This window comes from Salinicola sp. JS01, assembly GCF_030284585.1.
Lineage (GTDB): Bacteria > Pseudomonadota > Gammaproteobacteria > Pseudomonadales > Halomonadaceae > Salinicola.
In genome coordinates this window covers 3212903-3229926 of record NZ_CP127244.1, presented here as the reverse complement: position 1 = coordinate 3229926, position 17024 = coordinate 3212903, and the positions used below count along the sequence as shown (strand labels likewise).

The following is a 17024-nucleotide window of genomic DNA, read 5'->3' as shown; positions in this document are numbered from 1 at the left end:
TCGACGCCCGACGTGCTCAGAAGGGCAGCGTCGCGTCGGGCACCTCGGCCTCGAGGGCGCGACGGAAATATCCCTGAATGCGTTCGAGGGCGGCCTGATCCCGGCCTTCGAAGCGCAGCACCAGCATCGGCGTGGTGTTGGACGCGCGGCACAGCCCCCAGCCGTCGGGATAGTCGACGCGAATGCCGTCCAGCGAGGTTCTGACCCCGTCGGCGCCGAAATCGCCATTCTCCGCCAGGCGCGCAACGATGGCGAACTTGGTCTCGTCGCTGACCGCGACGTTGAGCTCCGGCGTGCTCGGATCCTGCGGGTAGTCGGCGAAGAAGGCGTCGGCACTGCACGGCTGATTCGCCAGGATCTCGAGCAGCCGGGCAGCGGCGTAGAGGCCGTCATCGAAACCGTACCAGCGCTCTTTGATGAAGATGTGTCCGCTCATCTCGCCGCCGAGCTGGGCCCCGGTCTCGCGCATGCGTGCCTTGATCAGCGAGTGGCCGGTGTACCACATTTCCGGCTCGCCCCCGGCATGCTCGATGCGCTGGGCCAGATGGCCGGTGCACTTGATGTCGAAGACCACCTTGGCGCCCGGGTTGCGTCCGAGCATGTCCTCGGCGAAGGCCATCAGCAGGCGGTCGGGATAGATGATCTCCCCCGCCGGCGTGACCACGCCCAGACGGTCGCCGTCGCCGTCGAACGCCAGCCCGATGTCGGCGTCGTGGGCGGCTACCGCGGCGATCAGATCGCTCAGGTTCTCGGGCTTGCCGGGGTCCGGGTGGTGGTTGGGAAAGTCGCCGTCGATCTCGGCGTAGAGCGGCACGGTCTCTGCCCCCAGCGCCGCGATCAGCCTGGGGCCGAGCTCGCCGGCGACGCCGTTGCCGCAGTCCACCACCGCCTTGAGCGGCCGCGCCAGATGCACGTCGCCGAGGATGCGGTCGAGATAGCGCTGGCTCAGATCGCGGTGCTCCAGGCGGCCCTCGCCGTGGCTCAGATCACCCTGAAGGATACGTGTATGCAGCGCGGTGATCGCCTCGTTGGAGAGCGCCACGCCATCGAGCACGATCTTCAGGCCGTTGTACTCGGGCGGGTTGTGGCTGCCGGTGACCATCACCCCGCTGGCGCTCTCGGTCAGGGTGGCGGTGGCGAAGTAGAGCACCGGGGTCGGCACCCGGCCGATGTCGATCACATCGCGGCCGGCGGCGCGCAGGCCACGGATCAGCGCCGCCGCCAGCGTGGGGCCGGAGTGGCGGCCGTCGCGGGCGACGATCACGCACTGCTGGCCGCGGGCCGCGGCCTCGCTGCCGATGGCGCGGCCGATCCACTCGACCCCGTCTTCGGTGAGGGTCTCGCCGACGACGCCGCGGATGTCGTAGGCGCGAAAGATCGAGGCGGGCACCGCGTTGGCGGGTGTCTGCGGGGCTTGGCTCACGGGGTCTCCTCGGCGGGGCCGCTCCAGCGATCGAACGCCAGCGTTAGCGTGGTCTGGCCGTCGGTCAGCAGCCACTGACCCTCCATGCGCGTGGCGTCCACGCTCATGCTGCGGGCGACCCAGCCGGTCAGCGTCTCCAGCGGGGCCGCCGGCACGCTCATCACGCGCACCCGGGGCAGCGCGCGCACGTCGTCGCCGAGCTTCTTCCACCACTGCTCGGCGCTGCGCGGTGAATAGGGGTAGACGATGACCGTCTCGGCGCGCGACAGCCCCTGCTTGATGCGTTTGAGCGACGGCTCGCCCAGCTCGATCCAGGCGAGGATGCGCCCGTCCGCGGCGGTGAGCCACAGATCCGGCTCGTCGTCGCTGCTCAGGCCCCGGGTCATACTCAGCTCGCCCGGCGCCTCATGGGCCGGCGCGTTGAGCGTGTGGGCGTTTTCGATGAACGCGAGCAGCCGCACCATCAAGCGGGTGGCGGTCTCGGAGGGTGGCACGCCACGGTCAGAGCGTGGGTGGCGTAGTAGTGGTGGTCCAGGTCGCTCACATTGAGCCGGGCCTTGTAGATGGTTGCGCCTAGCGCCACGCGATTCTCCTTGGAAAACACTGCATAAATGCCTGCGCGGACTCGGCGTCCCCAACGAATCGCTGCGTTGCGTGGTACTGGTGCGCCAGCCCGGTCGAACACTCGCCTAACCCCATGTTATGTCTCGTGTTCTGTGTTCCATGCGCCTTGCGCTTCATCTCGCTCGTCGATTTATTCAGCGTTTCCCTTGCTCGCTTCACGGTCATCGCTTCACCTTTGTCGTGTCACGGTTGTCGCCCCAGGGCTATCACCGCGAGCGCTGGTCACTGCCGGCCGGAGTGGCCGAAACCGCCGGCGGCACGCTCGGTGGCGACGAAGTCTTCGACGATCTCGAGTTCGGCCTGCACGACCGGAACCAGCACGTACTGGGCCAGGCGCTCGCCGGGCTCCAGCGTGAAGGTGTCGCGGCCGCGGTTCCAGACCGAGATCATCAGCTCGCCCTGGTAGTCGGAGTCGATCAGGCCGACCAGATTGCCCAGCACGATGCCGTGTTTGTGGCCGAGTCCGGAGCGCGGCAGCACCACGCCGGCGAGCTGCGGATTACCGATATGGATCGCCAGGCCGGTGCGCACCAGCGCGCTGTCGCCGGGGGCCAGCGTCAGCGGGGCGTCGAGCAGGGCGCGCAGGTCCATGCCGGCACTGCCCTCGGTGGCGTAGTGGGGCAGCGGATAGTCGTGCACGCGCGGGTCGAGAATCTTGACCGCGAGCTTGGGCGCGGGCGAGGCGGGGCTGGTCATGATGAAGCCTGATTCCTGCAAAAACGTGATGAATAGAGTATCGCCACCGCGACGGCGGGCGGCAGCAGAAGTCTGCCCTAGCTTACCATCGCTTGGTGGCCGGCGAACGCCGCCGTGCAGGGCGGCGTCCATTGATGCGTGTGTGCCGGCACGGAGGGACGTCAGGGCAGGCGTGGCACCAGATGGTCGAGAATCGCCGTGGCCAGCGCCGTCTTGGGCTGGGGCGCCAGCGCTTGGCGATGCAGTTCTTCCGCTTCTCGCCACAGCAAGGTGGCGGCGTTGTCGTCGCTGCCGAAGCCCAGCCCCGCCTGGGAGACGTCGTTGGCCACGATCAGATCGAGGCGCTTGCGCGCGAGCTTGTCGCCGGCATGGGTCTCCAGCGCCTGGGTCTCGGCGGCGAAGCCGACGCAGAAGGGGCGCTCGGCACGTGCCGCCACCGTGGCCACGATATCCGGGTTGCGCACCAGCTCCAGCGTCATGCCGCTGGTGTCGTCGCTCTTCTTCAGCTTGTGCTCGGCGACGCTGGCGGCGCGGTAGTCGGCCACTGCGGCGCAGCCAATGAACAGCTCGCAGGGCAGTGCGGCCTCCACCGCCGCGAGCATCTCACACGCCGAGAGCACGTCGACACGCGCCACGCCGGGCGGTGTCGCCAGCGCCACTGGGCCGCTCACCAGGGTCACCTCGGCGCCACGCGCGGCGCAGGCGGCGGCCAGGGCATAGCCCATCTTGCCGGAGCTGTGGTTGGAGAGATAGCGCACCGGATCGAGCGCCTCGCGGGTCGGCCCGGCGGTGATCACCACCCGGCGCCCGGCGAGATCCTGCGTCGAGCGGGCGGCCGCGGGGTCGAGCGTCTGCTGTACCCGGGTGAAGATCGTCTCCGGTTCGAGCATGCGCCCGAGGCCGACGTCACCGCAGGCCTGATCGCCGGCATCCGGCCCCAGCAGGCGCCAGCCGAGGGTCTCGAGACGCTCGGCATTGGCCAGGGTCGCCGGGTGGCGCCACATCGCCTGGTTCATCGCCGGGGCCATCAGGCAGCGCGCCTCGCTGGCCAGGCACAGCGTGGTCAGCAGGTCGTCGGCGTGGCCATGGGCCAGGCGCGCCATCAGATCGGCGGTGGCCGGGGCGATCAGGATCACGTCCGCCCACTTGGCCAGCTCGATATGCCCCATGCCGGCTTCGGCCTCGGGGTCGAGCAGCGAGGTACGCACCGGCTCGCCGGTGAGCGCCTGCAGCGTCAGTGGCGTGATGAAAGCCTGGGCGCCCTCGGTCATCACCACGCGCACCTCGGCGCCGCTCTTCTTGAGCAGACGCGCGAGGTGGGCGCTCTTGTAGGCGGCGATGCCGGCGCTGATGCCGAGCAGGATGCGGGTGCCGGCGAGTCCCGGCCCGAGGGGTAGCGACATGGGGTGCGTGTCCTGAATCATTGGCGCTACCTTACCACTGCAGAGCGCCAGGGCGGAACGCAAGCTCCCGCCCCAGCAGGCTCGCTGGGCTACTGGTTCGGCGCCTCGATCACCCCTTCACCGGCGACCTCGCCCTGCTGGAGCCACTCGATGCGATCGTCGCCCGCGGCGCGCACGCCGTAGCACTCGACGCTGTCGCTGCCGTAGTCGAAGCACATGCGGTCGTCGACGATCCTGGCCTGCCCGGTGTAGCCGTCGCCCTGAATCTTGCCGTCGGTGGCATAGGTCTCGTCGTAGGACTGGCCGTTGGCCATGGCGCCGTGGACGCGATGCCCCCACACCCGCTGCTGGATCTGGTCGCCGCTGAGTACCCGCTCGCTCTCCGGCTGTGGCGCGGCACCGGCATCGGCGGCGAAAACGCTGGAGACACCGCCGCCGAGGGTGGCGGCGAGGGTGGCGGCGATGGCCAGGGTAGCCAGGCGCTGTCTGGAGGCGAACACGAGGGATCGTTGCATGGTGGTACTCCCGAAGAGACGAGGGTGTGACTTCACCATAGCCCAGTTGGTGCGTCTCGCCCCAGGACCTCACCTGACTGCTCCCGCCGGGCTCAGTGCATCAGCGCGTTCACCGCTGTTTCCACCCCGCGCAGCTCGGCGAGCCCCTTGAGGCGGCCGATCAGCGGGTAGCCGGGGCGGGTGTCGCGCCTGAGATCGTCGAGCAGGTGGTGGCCGTGATCGGGGCGCAGCGGCAGGCGCGCACCGCCATCACGCTGGCGCCTTCGCTCTTCACGCACCAGTGCGGCGATTACCCCGACCATGTCGACGTCGCCTGTCAGATGGCCGGCTTCGTGGAAGCTCGAGCCGTCCGTCTCGCGGCGGGTCGCGCGCAGGTGCACGAAGTGGATGCGCGGGGCGAAGCGCTCGACCATCGCCACCAGATCGTTGTCGGCGCGCACGCCGTAGGAACCGGTGCAGAAGGTGAGGCCGTTGGCCGAACTGGGCACGCTGTCGAGCACGTAGGCGGCATCGTCGGCGGTGGAGACCACCCGGGGTAGCCCCAGCAGCGGACGCGGCGGGTCGTCGGGGTGGATCGCCAGGCGTACCCCGGCTTCCTCCGCCGCGGGCACCACGGCGCGCAGGAACACGGCCAGATTGGTACGCAGGCGCTCGGCATCGACATCGCGGTAGGCGGCCAGGGCCTGGCGCAGCTCGGCCAGGCCGTAGTGGGCATCGCTACCCGGCAGCCCGGCGATGATGGTCTCGATCAGCCGCTGGCGGGCGTCGTCGTCGAGTCGTTCGACGAGGGCGCGGGCGGCGTCGCGCTCGGCGGCGGTGTAGTCGGACTCGGCGCCGGGGCGTTCGAGCAGGTAGAGGTCGAAGGCGGCGAAGGCGGCCTGCTCGAAGCGCAGCGCGGTACCGCCGTCGGGCAGCGGCCAGGCGAGATCGGTGCGGGTCCAGTCGAGCACTGGCATGAAGTTGTAGCAGACCGTGTCGATGCCGCAGGCGCCGAGGTTGGCAAGCGTTCGACGATAGTTGTCGAGATAGTGTACGGCTGCCGGTAGCCCCAGCTTGATCGCCTCGTGGACCGGTACGCTCTCGACCACCGACCAGCTCAGCCTCGCCGCCTCGATCTGCTGCTGGCGTTCACGGATGGCCGCGCGCGGCCAGGTCTCGCCGATGGGGATCTCGTGCAGGGCGGTGACGATGCCGGTCGCCCCGGCCTGACGAATCTCGTCGAGGCCGATGGGATCACTGGGGCCGAACCAGCGCCAGGTGTGTTGCATGTTCAAGCCTCCTGGTCAGAAGCGTCGTGTATCGAGGCGGCAATGGCCGATGCCACGCCGTCGCGTTCCAGTCGCATCAGCGCGTCGAGGAGCTGCCGGGTGAAGGGGCGAGCGTCGCGCAGCGCCGCGGGGAAGACCTCATCGAGTGCGAGGAAGGCGTCGATCAGCGCCGCGGGGTCGTCGCGGTGGCGACGGTGGAGCGCGGCGAAGGTCTCCGCCAGAGGGTCGTCCACCGGGTGCGGCTGACCTTGGAGGTCGCTGCCGGCGGTGTAGCGAATCCAGGCCGCGATGCCGAGTGCGGTGGCGCGCAGATCCGTAGCGTCGTTCACCGCCAGGCGGTCGACGGCGCCGGCCAGCCAGCGCTGGGGCAGCTTCTGCGAGCCATCCATGGCGATCTGCTGTAGCCGATGATGCAGGCTGTCGTTGGCGAAACGCACCAGTAGCCGCTCGGTGTAGGCCGCGACCTCGCTGCCCGCCGGCAGCTCGAGCGTGGGTGCCGCCTCGCGCTGCCAGTAGTGCCGCAGCAGTCCGCGGAACGCCGGGCTCGCGACAGCGGCATCGACCGTCTCGATGCCGGCCAGCGCACCCAGATAGGCGAGCAGCGAATGGGCGCCGTTGAGCAGGCGCAGCTTCAGGGTCTCGAAGGGGGTGACATCGGCGACCATCTCGACGCCTTCGGCCTCCCAGTCCGGCCGGCCCAGCGGGAATTCATCCTCGACCACCCACTGGCTGAAGGTCTCGCAGACTACCGCTGCCGGGTCGTCGACATCCAGCGCGACCAGGCGTGCCCGATCGGCCGCGCCCATGGCCGGCACGATGCGATCGACCATGCTCGAGGGGAAGGCGACCTGGGCCTCGATCCAGTCGGCCAGCGCGGTGTCCTGTCGGCGCGCCAGTGCCACCACCGCATGCCGGGTGCGCTGGCCGTTGGCCGGCATGTTGTCGCAGCAGAGCACGGCGAACGGGGGGACGCCGGCAGCGCGGCGCCGGGCCAGCGCCGCCACCAGCAGGCCGGGTGCGGTGTGTGGTGTGGTCGGATTGACGATGTCGTGGGCGATCGGCTCGGCCTGGGTGAGCAGCTCGCCGCTCGCCGGATTGAGAAAATAGCCTTTCTCGGTGACCGTCAGCGTGACGATGCGTACCGCCGGGTGACTCATCCGCGCCAGCAGCGCCTCGCGGTCCGGCCCGTCGGGGCCGGTGTAGAGCGCCTCGCGGATGACGCCGATCTCGCGCAGGTCGAGGTGCTCGCTGTCGCGGTATTCGGCCACGTGGTAGCGCAGATCATTGGCGCGCAGCTGCTCGACCAGGGTGCGGTTGGCGCGGATGTTGGCACTGCAGACGCCCCAGGTCTCATCGCCGCTGCGCGCCAGAAACTGCTGTAGATAGACTGCCTGGTGGGCACGGTGGAAGGCGCCCAGGCCCAGATGAACGATGCCGATCCGGCGCGGCACGCGCGTGGCCGGATGACGTTCGACATGGATCTCGCGGGATGACATCTCAGGAGGCTCCCATCAGCAGGTTGGGCAACCACAGCGACAGTGCCGGCACGAAGGAGACCAGCAGCAGTACCAGAAGATTGCAGATCAGAAACGGCACGATCGCCCGCGCCACGCGCAGCATCGGCAGCTTGCCGATGCTCGAGACCACGAACAGGCACACCCCCACCGGCGGCGTGGTCAGCCCGATCATCAGGTTGAGCACTGCCATCACGCCAAAGTGGATCGGATCCATGCCGATCCCGGTGGCGACACCGAGCAGCGCCGGGAACAGGATGATCAGCGCGGCGATGGTCTCCATGAAAGCGCCGACGAAGAGCAGGATCAGGTTGAGGATCAGGATCACCACGATGGGATTGTCGCTGAAGCCGAGGATCGCGCCGGCGATCAGCTGGGGAATCTGCTGGCTGGTGAGAATCCAGCCGAACAGATTGGCCAGCCCCACCAGCAGCATCAGCGAGGCCGAGGTGATCACGGTATCCGTCAGGATGCCGCCGAGGTTGCGCCAGTTGATGCCCTTGTAGACGAAGGTGCCCACCAGCAGCGCATAGAGGCTGGCGACGATCGACGCTTCGGTCGGGGTGAACAGCCCGCCGATGATCCCGTAGAGGATGATGAAGGTCATCAGCAGCGCCCAGAACGCGCTGCGTCCCTCCTTGAGCAGCGTCATGAAGGAGGCGCGCGGCTCCTTGGGATAGCCGCGTTTCACCGCCAGCCAGTAAACGGTGATCATCATCGCCACGCCGAGCAGCAGCCCGGGCACGGCGCCGGCCAGGAACATGCGCCCGACCGAAATGCCCGAGAGCGAGCCGACGATGATCATCGGCACGCTGGGCGGGATGATCGGGCCGATGGTCGAGGAGGCGGCGGTGACCGCGGCGGCGAACGGCTTGTCGTAGCCGCTCTTGGCCATCCCCGGAATCATCACCGAGCCGATGCTGGCGGCATCGGCCACCGCGGTGCCGGAAATACCGCTGAAGATCATCGAGCCGCCGACGTTGGCCAGCCCCAGGCCGCCGCGGACATGGCCGACCAGGGCGTTGGAGAAGCGCACGATGTGCTGGGTGATATTGCCCACGTTCATCAGGTTGCCGGCCATGACGAAGCCGGGGATACACAGCAGCACGAAGGCGTCGATCCCCGAGAACAGGCGCTGTGGCACGATGGTCAGCGAGATGCCGCCGAGCAGCAGATAGGCGACCGAAGAGACGCCCAGACAGAAGGCGATCGGCAGGCCGAGCAGCAGCAGGGCCAGAAAGGTGATGAAGAGAACGGCGATATCCATTAGCGCTCACTCCGGGCGTCGGGAACCGGGCGGATCAGGGCCATGACTCCCTCGAGGGTGCAGATCGCGGCGTAGAATGCGAGCGAGACGAACAGCAGCACCGAAGAGAAGAAGATGTAGATCATCGGGATGCGCAGCGTGGGCGAAGTCTGGAAGGCGCCGATCTGGGCGAACTGCCAGGCACCGGGCAGCACCATCACCACGAAGCCGAGGGTGATCAGCGAGATCACGCTGAGATAGAGGGCGCGCCCGCGTGGCGAGAGGCGCCCGTGGAACAGCTCGACGTTGACGTTACGGTGGCGATGCAGCACCACCCCGGCGCCGAGCGAGACCATGTAGATGAAGAGGTAGCGGGTGAGCTCCTCGGTCCAGGCCAGGGTGATTGGCAGGAACAGGCGCGAAGCCACCTGCAGCAGCACGGTCAGCGACAGGCCGACCAGTGCGATCACCGCCAGTGTCAGCAGCACGCGGTCGAGCAGCGCCGCGAACTTGCCCAGTGGCCCGCCCAGGCGAGGCACACGGTTGAGCACCTCGAGGCCCTCCTGGACGTCGACCGAAGGGGGTTCCGGGTTGGGGTGCGTCATGGGAGTCTCCGCATGAGAAGAAGGGGCACGCTCGGACGCCCGCCGGTGGCGCTTGCCCTGCGGCGAGGCGTCACCGGCGGGCGCCGCCGGGTTCAGAATGCCTAGCTCAGAGCGCCTGGATCTCTTTATAGAGCGCGCGCTGCTCGTCGTTCAGAGCGTCGAGCACTGCCGGCTTGGCCTTCTTGGCGAAGGCCGCCTGGTCCACCTCGACGAAGGTCATGCCCTTGTCCTTGAGCGCCTGTTCGAGCCGCTTCTGATCGGCGGCGAACAGCGTCTCTTCATAGCTCTGCATCTGGCTGGCGGCATCGCGTACCACCTGCTGCAGGTCGGCGGGCATCGATTCGAGCTTCTGCTTGCCGATCACCACGTAGATCCAGCTGCGCACGTGGTCGGTCATATCGACGTACTTCTGCACCTCGTTGAAGCTGGCGCTCTCGATCAGGCTGAGCGGGTTCTCCTGGGCCTCGATGGTGTTCTGCTGCAGTGCGGTGAACACCTCGCTGAACGCCATCGGCGTCGGTCGCGCGCCGAGTGCCTTCCAGGTGTCGACGAACAGCGGCACGTTGGGTACGCGAATGCGCAGGCCGTCGAGATCGTCAGGGGTCTTGATCGGGCGGTTGGAGGTCAGCTCGCGCGGGCCGCGCTCGAACCAGGCCAGCGGCACCAGGCCGGTGCGTTCGGTGATCTGTGCCTCGATCTGCTTGCCGACGTCGCCTTCCACGGCGCGGCGCAGCTGGTCGGCATCACGGAACAGGTAGGGCACCGCCATCATCGCTGCCTTGGGTGCCCAGTTCTGCAGGCTCTCACCGGTGATGGTCATGTCGGCGGTGCCGAGCTGGATGCTGTTGATCACATCCATTTCGTTGCCGAGCTGCTCGTTGGGAAAGACCTGAACCTCGATCCGGCCATCGGAATTGGCCTCTACCAGCTCCTTGAACTTGAGCGCGGCCTTGTTCCAGATGTTCTCGGCGTTGGCCAAGTGGCCGAACTTGAGCGTGTAGTCGGCGGCGAAGGTGGCCTGGCTGGCGACGAGGGTAGCGCCGAGGGCGACGCCGGCGATCAGCTGCTTGAGAGTCGGGGTGGAGAACATGGCGTGAAACTCCTTGGGTGAGGTAGCGCGGCGTTGTCACTGTTGTGCCGCAGAGACGTTGTGGCTACGGAGACGATGGTGCCGCAGAGACGACGGGCCGCGGCGAGTGACGCCGCGACCCGACTGGCAGGGCGTCAGGGTGCGATGCGTACCCGCACCTGGTGTGCCCGTTCTGGAGGGTTGGCGAGCAGATCGATTGGCATCGGGTGGAAACCGAGCCGGCCGAGGCGTCCGGCTGGCTGCTCGGTGACCGCGAAGGCGTGCGGGGCGCTGACACGAAAGGCTTGCATCGATCTCTCCTCAAACTGGCGCGGGCTGCGCCGGCGCGATCCGCCACGCGCCGTGGATGACACCGTGCGTTTCAACCGCGGCGCCTCTCGCGTATCGCATCACCAGTGCCACAGGGTGCCGTCCTCGAGCCGGTTGACCGGCAGGCTGGCGGGTTTGTACGGGTAGCGGGCAGCGGCTTCCTCGTCGATGTCGACGCCGTGGCCCGGCGACTCGCCGACCACGAAGTGCCCCGCCTCGAAGCGATAGTCGTGGGGGAAGACGCTATCGGTCAGCGGGTCATGGGGCATGTGCTCCTGAATGCCGAAGTTGGGCACCCAGGTGTCGAAGTGAACCGCCGCGCCGAGGCACACCGGCGACAGATCCGTCGGCCCGTGGAAGCCGGTGCGCACGTGATAGAGCGAGGCGAAATCGGCGATCCGGCGCACGTGGGTGATGCCGCCACCGTGGGTCAGCGGCGTGCGGATATAGTCGATCCACTGGTTCTGGATCATCTCGCGGCAGTCGTGGATCGAGTTGAACACCTCGCCGATGGCCAATGGCGTGGTGGTGTGCTCGCGGATCAGGCGCAGGCTCTCCTGGTTCTCGGCGGGCACGCAATCCTCCAGCCAGAACAGGTGATAGGGCTCCACCGCCTTGCCCAGCCTTGCCGCTTCGATCGGGGTCAGCCGGTGGTGGACGTCGTGGAGCAGATGCAGCTCGTGGCCGAACTGCTCGCGCACGGCGGCGAACAGCTTGGGCACGTGGTTGAGGTACTTCTCCGTGCTCCAGACGTGCTCGGCGGGCAGTTCGGCATCCGCCGGCTCGTAGCGCTCGCCGTCGCGCTTGGCCACGCCGTAGATCGTCTCGATACCCGGCACGCCGGCCTGGACGCGCACCGCCTTGTAACCCAGCTCGACGTGACGGGCGACCTCCGCGAGGCAGCTGTCGATATCCTTGCCGGTGCAGTGGGCATAGGTCATCACCCGCTCGCGGCTCTTGCCGCCCAGGAGCTGGTAGAGCGGCATGCCGGCGGCCTTGCCCTGGATATCCCACAGCGCCATGTCCACCGCACTGATCGCGCTCATGGTGACCGGGCCGCGACGCCAGTAGGCGCCGCGATAGAGATACTGCCAGGTGTCCTCGATGCGGCTGGCGTCGCGGCCGATCAGCGCCGGTACCACGTGCTCCTGCAGATAGGCGACCACGGCCATCTCGCGGCCGTTCAAGGTGGCGTCGCCGATGCCGTGGATGCCGCAGTCGGTGATGAGCTTGAGGGTGACGAAGTTGCGTCCCGGGCTGGTGACGATGACGCGGGCATCGATGATTTTCATGCGCTCTCCGGCGGCGGTGGCGGTCTGTTCAGCACTCGGCGAACAGCTCGGGATGACGTTCGATAAGACGTGGCAGCGAGGTCAGGAGCTCGCGCAGGTGCGCCTGGACCGCGCGCTCGGCGGCGGCCGGGTCGCGCTCGGCGATGGCGCCGACGATGCGCTCGTGCTGGGCGACCAGGGTCTCCAGCGGCGTGCCGTCGGGCATGCTGATGTAGCGCACGCGGTCGAAGTGCGCCTTGACCTCTTCGGTGAATCGCCACGCCGAGGCGTGGCCGGCCTCCCGCGACAGCGTCTGGTGGAAGGCTTCGTCGAGCAGGTAGAAGCGCTCGTAGTCGTCGCTGCCGAGGGTGCGCCGCTGGCGCTCGACCAGCTCGTGGAGCTCGTCCAGGCCGCGTCGCGAGAGCCCCGACTCCGCCGCCGACTTGGCCACCGCGACCTCGATCGCTTCGCGCACGAAGCGCGCGCTGTAGACCGCCTGCGGCGAGATCTTGACCACGAAGGTGCCGCGCTGGGGGCGCACCTCGACCAGTCCCGCCTCGGAGAGGCGGATGAACGCCTCGCGCACCGGCTGGCGGCTGACCGCGAAGGTATCGGCGATCTCCTTCTCCGACAGCGCCTGGCCGGGGGCCAGCGTCAAGCGGATGATCGCCTGGCGCAGGGTGGCGTAGAGGCGCTGGCGGACCGGGCCGGTGGCGGCGTCTTCCCACAGGCTGTAGAGCGATTGGCTCACGGCGATCCTCGTCTGTATGGCTCGTCTCGAAGGCCATGGCAGGCGCCGTGTCGGCACCGTCAGACCATCTTGTCTAACTAGTATGGTAGTGGTCGGTAGGACATGGCGATTCGACTTTCGCAGGCCCCGCGCCAGGCCACACCACGACATGCTATGTCACTCCACGTCCGCCCATGCCCCGCGGTGGGCCACAGTTTTGGCCGCGGTGGCCGATCTCTCTGGAGTGGTCGCATCCCGCGGCGCCCGCATGCTGGGCAGGGAATCGGTCAGGGGGCTGAACGGGCAGAGACGCTGACGTCCGGCTGGCGAGTGGGCAGTGAAAAGGTCGGTCAGGGATCGCGGGTAGTGAATAGCGGCTAGCCAATAGGCAGCAGAGAGACGTGCTGAACAGAAGTTCTGATAAAGAAAGTTCTGAAAAGAAAGTTCTGAAAAGAAAGTGCTGAAAAGGCAGCAGTGAACAAGAGGAGGAGACGACGCGATGGGGATCAACGACTGGCCGGCGGGGGAGCGCCCGCGCGAGAAGCTGCTGACGCTGGGCGCCTCGGCGCTCTCCGATGCCGAGCTGCTGGCGATCTTTCTGCGCGTCGGGGTCAAGGGGCGCTCGGCGGTCGATCTGGCGCGGGATCTGCTCGCCAGCTTCGGTGGGTTGCGGGCGCTGCTGGAGGCGGATCGCCAGCGCTTCTGTGCCGAGCACGGGCTGGGCGAGGCCAAGTACGTCCAGTTGCAGGCGACGCTGGAGCTGTCGCGGCGCCATCTCGGCAGCCTGCTCGAGCGCGACGCCGCGCTCACCTCGCCGACCCTGGTGCGACGCTTTCTCAGCGCCCAGCTGCGTCATCTCCCCCACGAGGCGTTCGCGGCGCTGTTCCTGGACAACCAGCATCGGGTGATCCGCTTCGAGATTCTCGCCGAGGGCACGCTGGATGGGGCCTCGATCTACCCGCGGGAGGTGGCGCGCCGGGCGCTGGCCCACAACGCCGGCGCGCTGATCTTCGCCCACAACCACCCCTCCGGCGTGGCCGAACCGAGCCAGTCGGATCGCCGGGTCACCGAGCGCCTGAGCGAGGCGCTGGGGCTGTTCGACATTCGCGTGCTCGACCACTTCGTGGTGGGCGATGGCGAGGTGATCTCGTTCGTCGAACGGGGCTGGCTGTGAGCGTGGCGGCGGGGAGTCACGGGCGCTGATCGAAGGGAAAAAACGCCCGCGCGCTTGCGGGGGGTTAGGGGGTCTGGTATAAAGTACGCCCTTTGAAACAGGGCAGAAGGCGGACGCCAGCCATTTATCGTGGTTTGCCCGAGCTAACTCTGCATAACCCGCCAGTGGTCGGAGGCTTCCATGTCCCAAGTTTGTCAGGTTACCGGTAAGCGTCCGGTGACTGGTAATAACGTCTCGCACTCACAGCGCAAGACGCGTCGTCGTTTCGTGCCGAACCTGCACACCCACCGTTTCTGGGTCGAGTCCGAGAAGCGTTTCGTCAAGCTGCGTATCTCTTCCAAGGGCATGCGCATCATCGACAAGAAAGGCATCGACGCGGTGCTCAGCGACATCCGCAAGCGCGACGCCAGCATTTAAGGAGTCTGAGAGATGCGTGACAAGATCAAGTTGGTGTCCAGTGCCGGTACCGGTCACTTCTACACCACCGCCAAGAACAAGCGTAACACCCCGGACAAGCTTGAATTCAAGAAGTATGATCCGGTCGTTCGCAAGCACGTCATCTACAAGGAAGCCAAGATCAAGTGATCTAGCTTTCCGCTGGTGCCAAGGTGCCAGCACAGAATGACAGTACGGAAAACCCGGTCCTCGACCGGGTTTTCTCGTTGGTGATGAGCCGGTCGGTGATGACAGAGCCGCGAGAACAGACGCATGCCCGAGCTTCCTGAAGTCGAGACCACCCGCCGCGGTATCGCGCCTCACGTCGAGGGGCGTGAGATCGTCGAGGTGATCGTGCGCAGCCGCAGCCTGCGTGTACCGGTGCCGGTGGATCTGGAATCGGCGCTGATCGGCGCGCGCTTCGGCGAACTCGCGCGGCGCGCCAAGTATCTGCTGTTGCCGGTGGGTGATCGCTCGCTGCTGTGGCATCTGGGTATGTCCGGCAGCCTGCGTCTGGCGCGGGTGGGCGATCTGCCCAGGAAGCACGATCATGTCGATGTGGTGGTCGAGGGCGGTGCCATCCTGCGCTACCACGATCCGCGCCGCTTCGGCTTCGTCGACTGGCTGGCAGGTGACGTCGCCAGCGACCCCAGGCTCGCGCGGCTGGGGCCGGAGCCGCTGTCGCCCGATTTCGACGGCGCGCGTCTCTACACCCTCTCGCGGGGGCGCCGGGCGGCGATCAAGCCGTTCATCATGGACAACGCCGTGGTGGTGGGGGTGGGCAACATCTACGCCAGCGAGGCGCTGTTCATGGCCGGGATCGACCCGCGCCGCGCCGCCGGACGCGTCTCGCGCGAGCGCTATGCGCGCCTGGCCGAGGCGATCAAGACGGTGCTGGCGGCGGCGATCACCCAGGGCGGCACGACGCTGCGCGATTTCGTCAGCGGCAGCGGCGAGCCCGGCTACTTCGCCCAGCGCCTCAACGTCTACGGCCGTGGCGGCGAGCCGTGCCGCGAGTGCGGCCATCTGCTGCGCCAGGTGACGCTGGGGCAGCGTGCCAGCGTCTATTGCCCGATCTGCCAGCGCTGAGCGCCTGGCTCCGATACTGTTAGAATGCGCCCCGATAATCCTTTGCCCATGGAGTCCTCCGTGCCCCAGACCCTGCGCCTCAAGAAGAACGCCGACCGCCGCCTGAAGGCGGGCCATCTGTGGCTCTACTCCAACGAGATCGACATTCAGGCCACGCCGCTGAAGGGGCTCGAGCCCGGTGCCCAGGCGGTGATCGAGGCTGCCAACGGCAAGCCGCTGGGGGTGGCCTACGTCAACCCGCACTCGCTGATCTGCGCCCGCGTGGTCTCGCGGGATGCCGACGTGCGCCTGGACCGTTCGCTGCTGGTACACCGTTTCAATCAGGCGCTCGGCCTGCGCGAGCGGCTCTTCGCCAAGCCGTTCTATCGTCTGGTCCACGGCGAGGGTGACCTGCTGCCGGGGCTGATCGTCGATCGTTTCGACGACGTGCTGGTGGTGCAGCTCAACACCCTGGGCATGGAGCGGGTGCGCGACGAGGTGATCGCGGCGCTGGACAAGGTGCTGTCGCCGCGGGCGATCGTGTTCAAGAACGACTCCAGCGGCCGCCGTCTCGAACAGCTCGAGTCGGAAGTGGCGGTGGTCCACGGTGAACTGCCCGAGCAGGTGCTGCTGGAGGAGAACGGGGTGCGCTTCGTCGCCCCGGTGCTGGATGGCCAGAAGACCGGCTGGTTCTATGATCACCGCGCCAACCGGGCCTGGCTCAACGGCCTGGTTGCCGGCAAGCGGGTGCTCGACCTGTTCAGCTACGTCGGTGGCTGGGGCGTGCAGGCGGCGGCCCACGGCGCCAGCGAGGTGCTCTGCGTCGACGCCTCCGAGGCAGCGCTCGAGCGGGTCGCCGAGAACGCCGCGCTCAACGGCCTGCACGAACAGGTGGCGGTGGGCCACGGCGACGTGTTCGAGGCGCTGACCGCGCTGCGCGCCGAAGGTGAGCGCTTCGACGTTGTGGTGCTCGACCCGCCGGCCTTCATCAAGAAGCGCAAGGACATCACCAACGGCGAGCGCGCCTACGCGCGTCTGAACCGCGAGGCGATGCGCCTGCTCGGCCGTGATGGCCTGCTGCTGTCGGCGTCGTGCTCGATGCACCTGGCCGAGGAGCGCCTGGTCGAGTGCGTGCGCGGGGCCGTGCGCCACCAGGACCGCCATGGCCAGATCCTCTATCGCGGCGGCCAGGCCGGCGACCATCCGATCCACCCGGCAATCCCCGAGACCGCCTATCTCAAGGCGCTCGGCGTGCGTGTCTTCCGCAACTAAAAGGGGAGTGGGGTGATAAGGGGAGTGGGGTGATGACGGCGCTTGTGTGTCTCTTTCGTCATCCCAATGTCTTGCTGGTGTGCCATGTTCGCAACGTCATCGACAGTGCGGGTATCGCCGTCGAGTTGCGTAACATGACCCTGGCCGGCGCCGCCGGCGAGCTGCCCATGGATCAGTGCGAGCCGCAGGTGTGGGTGGCCCGGGCCGACCACGAGCGCGCCCGGGAGCTACTGCGCGAGGCGCTGGAGGGGCCGGCCCATGTGCCCGCCGACTGGGTCTGCCCCGGCTGCGGCGAGCGCCTCGATGGCGCCTTCGATACCTGCTGGCAGTGCGCGACGCCGCGTCCGCCAGCCGCGGCGTCGGCCTGACAGCCCTTGCAGG

At 67.8% G+C, this 17024-nt stretch carries 18 protein-coding genes and 1 pseudogene; 6 read left to right on the top strand and 13 right to left on the bottom strand.

Features of this window, described 5'->3' with window-relative positions:
* Positions 1 to 16: 16 nt before the first annotated feature.
* From QO259_RS14725 to QO259_RS14665, 13 genes and pseudogenes are all read right to left on the bottom strand, one after another.
* On the bottom strand, positions 17 to 1423 hold the full coding sequence (locus tag QO259_RS14725) for a phosphomannomutase/phosphoglucomutase (RefSeq protein WP_285950512.1): 1407 nt from the start codon (positions 1421 to 1423) through the stop codon (positions 17 to 19).
* Positions 1420 to 1967: pseudogene (locus tag QO259_RS14720) on the bottom strand (YaeQ family protein). The gene QO259_RS14725 and the pseudogene QO259_RS14720 overlap by 4 nt, the downstream one beginning before the upstream one ends.
* 302 nt (positions 1968 to 2269) lie before the next feature.
* Complete coding sequence (gene dut, locus QO259_RS14715; RefSeq protein WP_207033255.1) at positions 2270 to 2743, bottom strand: dUTP diphosphatase; 474 nt, start codon at positions 2741 to 2743, stop codon at positions 2270 to 2272.
* A gap of 161 nt (positions 2744 to 2904) precedes the next feature.
* Positions 2905 to 4146 (bottom strand): bifunctional phosphopantothenoylcysteine decarboxylase/phosphopantothenate--cysteine ligase CoaBC, encoded by a 1242-nt coding sequence (gene coaBC / locus QO259_RS14710; protein ID WP_285950510.1) that lies wholly within the window; start codon positions 4144 to 4146, stop codon positions 2905 to 2907.
* A gap of 89 nt (positions 4147 to 4235) precedes the next feature.
* On the bottom strand, positions 4236 to 4661 hold the full coding sequence (locus tag QO259_RS14705; protein WP_285950509.1) for a hypothetical protein: 426 nt from the start codon (positions 4659 to 4661) through the stop codon (positions 4236 to 4238).
* A 92-nt stretch (positions 4662 to 4753) separates the two neighbouring features.
* Entirely contained in the window at positions 4754 to 5929 is a 1176-nt protein-coding gene (gene uxuA, locus QO259_RS14700) for a mannonate dehydratase (RefSeq protein ID WP_285950508.1), read from the bottom strand.
* 2 nt (positions 5930 to 5931) lie between these two features.
* Complete coding sequence (locus tag QO259_RS14695) at positions 5932 to 7425, bottom strand: mannitol dehydrogenase family protein (protein WP_285950507.1); 1494 nt, start codon at positions 7423 to 7425, stop codon at positions 5932 to 5934.
* Position 7426: 1 nt separating this feature from the next.
* Positions 7427 to 8710, bottom strand: a complete 1284-nt coding sequence (locus QO259_RS14690; protein ID WP_035472435.1) for a TRAP transporter large permease — start codon at positions 8708 to 8710, stop codon at positions 7427 to 7429.
* Entirely contained in the window at positions 8710 to 9294 is a 585-nt protein-coding gene (locus tag QO259_RS14685) for a TRAP transporter small permease (protein ID WP_285950506.1), read from the bottom strand. The genes QO259_RS14690 and QO259_RS14685 overlap by 1 nt, the downstream gene beginning before the upstream one ends.
* Positions 9295 to 9400: 106 nt before the next feature.
* Complete coding sequence (locus QO259_RS14680) at positions 9401 to 10384, bottom strand: TRAP transporter substrate-binding protein (protein ID WP_285950505.1); 984 nt, start codon at positions 10382 to 10384, stop codon at positions 9401 to 9403.
* 134 nt (positions 10385 to 10518) lie between these two features.
* A complete protein-coding gene (locus QO259_RS14675; protein WP_285950504.1) occupies positions 10519 to 10674 on the bottom strand; it encodes a hypothetical protein in 156 nt (51 codons plus the stop codon).
* A gap of 99 nt (positions 10675 to 10773) precedes the next feature.
* Positions 10774 to 11985, bottom strand: coding sequence for a D-mannonate dehydratase ManD (gene manD, locus QO259_RS14670; protein ID WP_285950503.1), 1212 nt, complete (start codon positions 11983 to 11985; stop codon positions 10774 to 10776).
* Positions 11986 to 12013: 28 nt separating this feature from the next.
* Positions 12014 to 12715, bottom strand: coding sequence for a GntR family transcriptional regulator (locus QO259_RS14665; RefSeq protein WP_207033227.1), 702 nt, complete (start codon positions 12713 to 12715; stop codon positions 12014 to 12016).
* 478 nt (positions 12716 to 13193) lie between these two features.
* Between QO259_RS14665 and radC the strand changes: the two genes are divergently transcribed.
* The 6 genes from radC (at position 13194) to QO259_RS14635 (ending at position 17011) form a co-directional block, all read left to right on the top strand.
* Positions 13194 to 13868 (top strand): RadC family protein, encoded by a 675-nt coding sequence (radC, locus tag QO259_RS14660; protein WP_035472443.1) that lies wholly within the window; start codon positions 13194 to 13196, stop codon positions 13866 to 13868.
* A gap of 180 nt (positions 13869 to 14048) precedes the next feature.
* The gene (gene rpmB, locus QO259_RS14655) at positions 14049 to 14285 is read left to right on the top strand and encodes a 50S ribosomal protein L28 (protein ID WP_035472445.1); all 237 of its coding nucleotides are present in this window, start codon (positions 14049 to 14051) and stop codon (positions 14283 to 14285) included.
* 12 nt (positions 14286 to 14297) lie between these two features.
* Entirely contained in the window at positions 14298 to 14453 is a 156-nt protein-coding gene (gene rpmG, locus QO259_RS14650) for a 50S ribosomal protein L33 (RefSeq protein ID WP_035472447.1), read from the top strand.
* 123 nt (positions 14454 to 14576) lie between these two features.
* Positions 14577 to 15392: a bifunctional DNA-formamidopyrimidine glycosylase/DNA-(apurinic or apyrimidinic site) lyase gene (gene mutM / locus QO259_RS14645; protein WP_285950502.1), complete on the top strand. Its 816-nt coding sequence runs from the start codon at positions 14577 to 14579 to the stop codon at positions 15390 to 15392.
* A gap of 60 nt (positions 15393 to 15452) precedes the next feature.
* A complete protein-coding gene (locus QO259_RS14640; protein ID WP_233076590.1) occupies positions 15453 to 16643 on the top strand; it encodes a class I SAM-dependent rRNA methyltransferase in 1191 nt (396 codons plus the stop codon).
* Between the two features lie 32 nt (positions 16644 to 16675).
* Positions 16676 to 17011 carry a putative signal transducing protein gene (locus QO259_RS14635; RefSeq protein ID WP_285950501.1) on the top strand — a complete coding sequence of 112 codons (336 nt, stop codon included), beginning with the start codon at positions 16676 to 16678 and terminating at the stop codon, positions 17009 to 17011.
* Positions 17012 to 17024 lie beyond the last annotated feature (13 nt).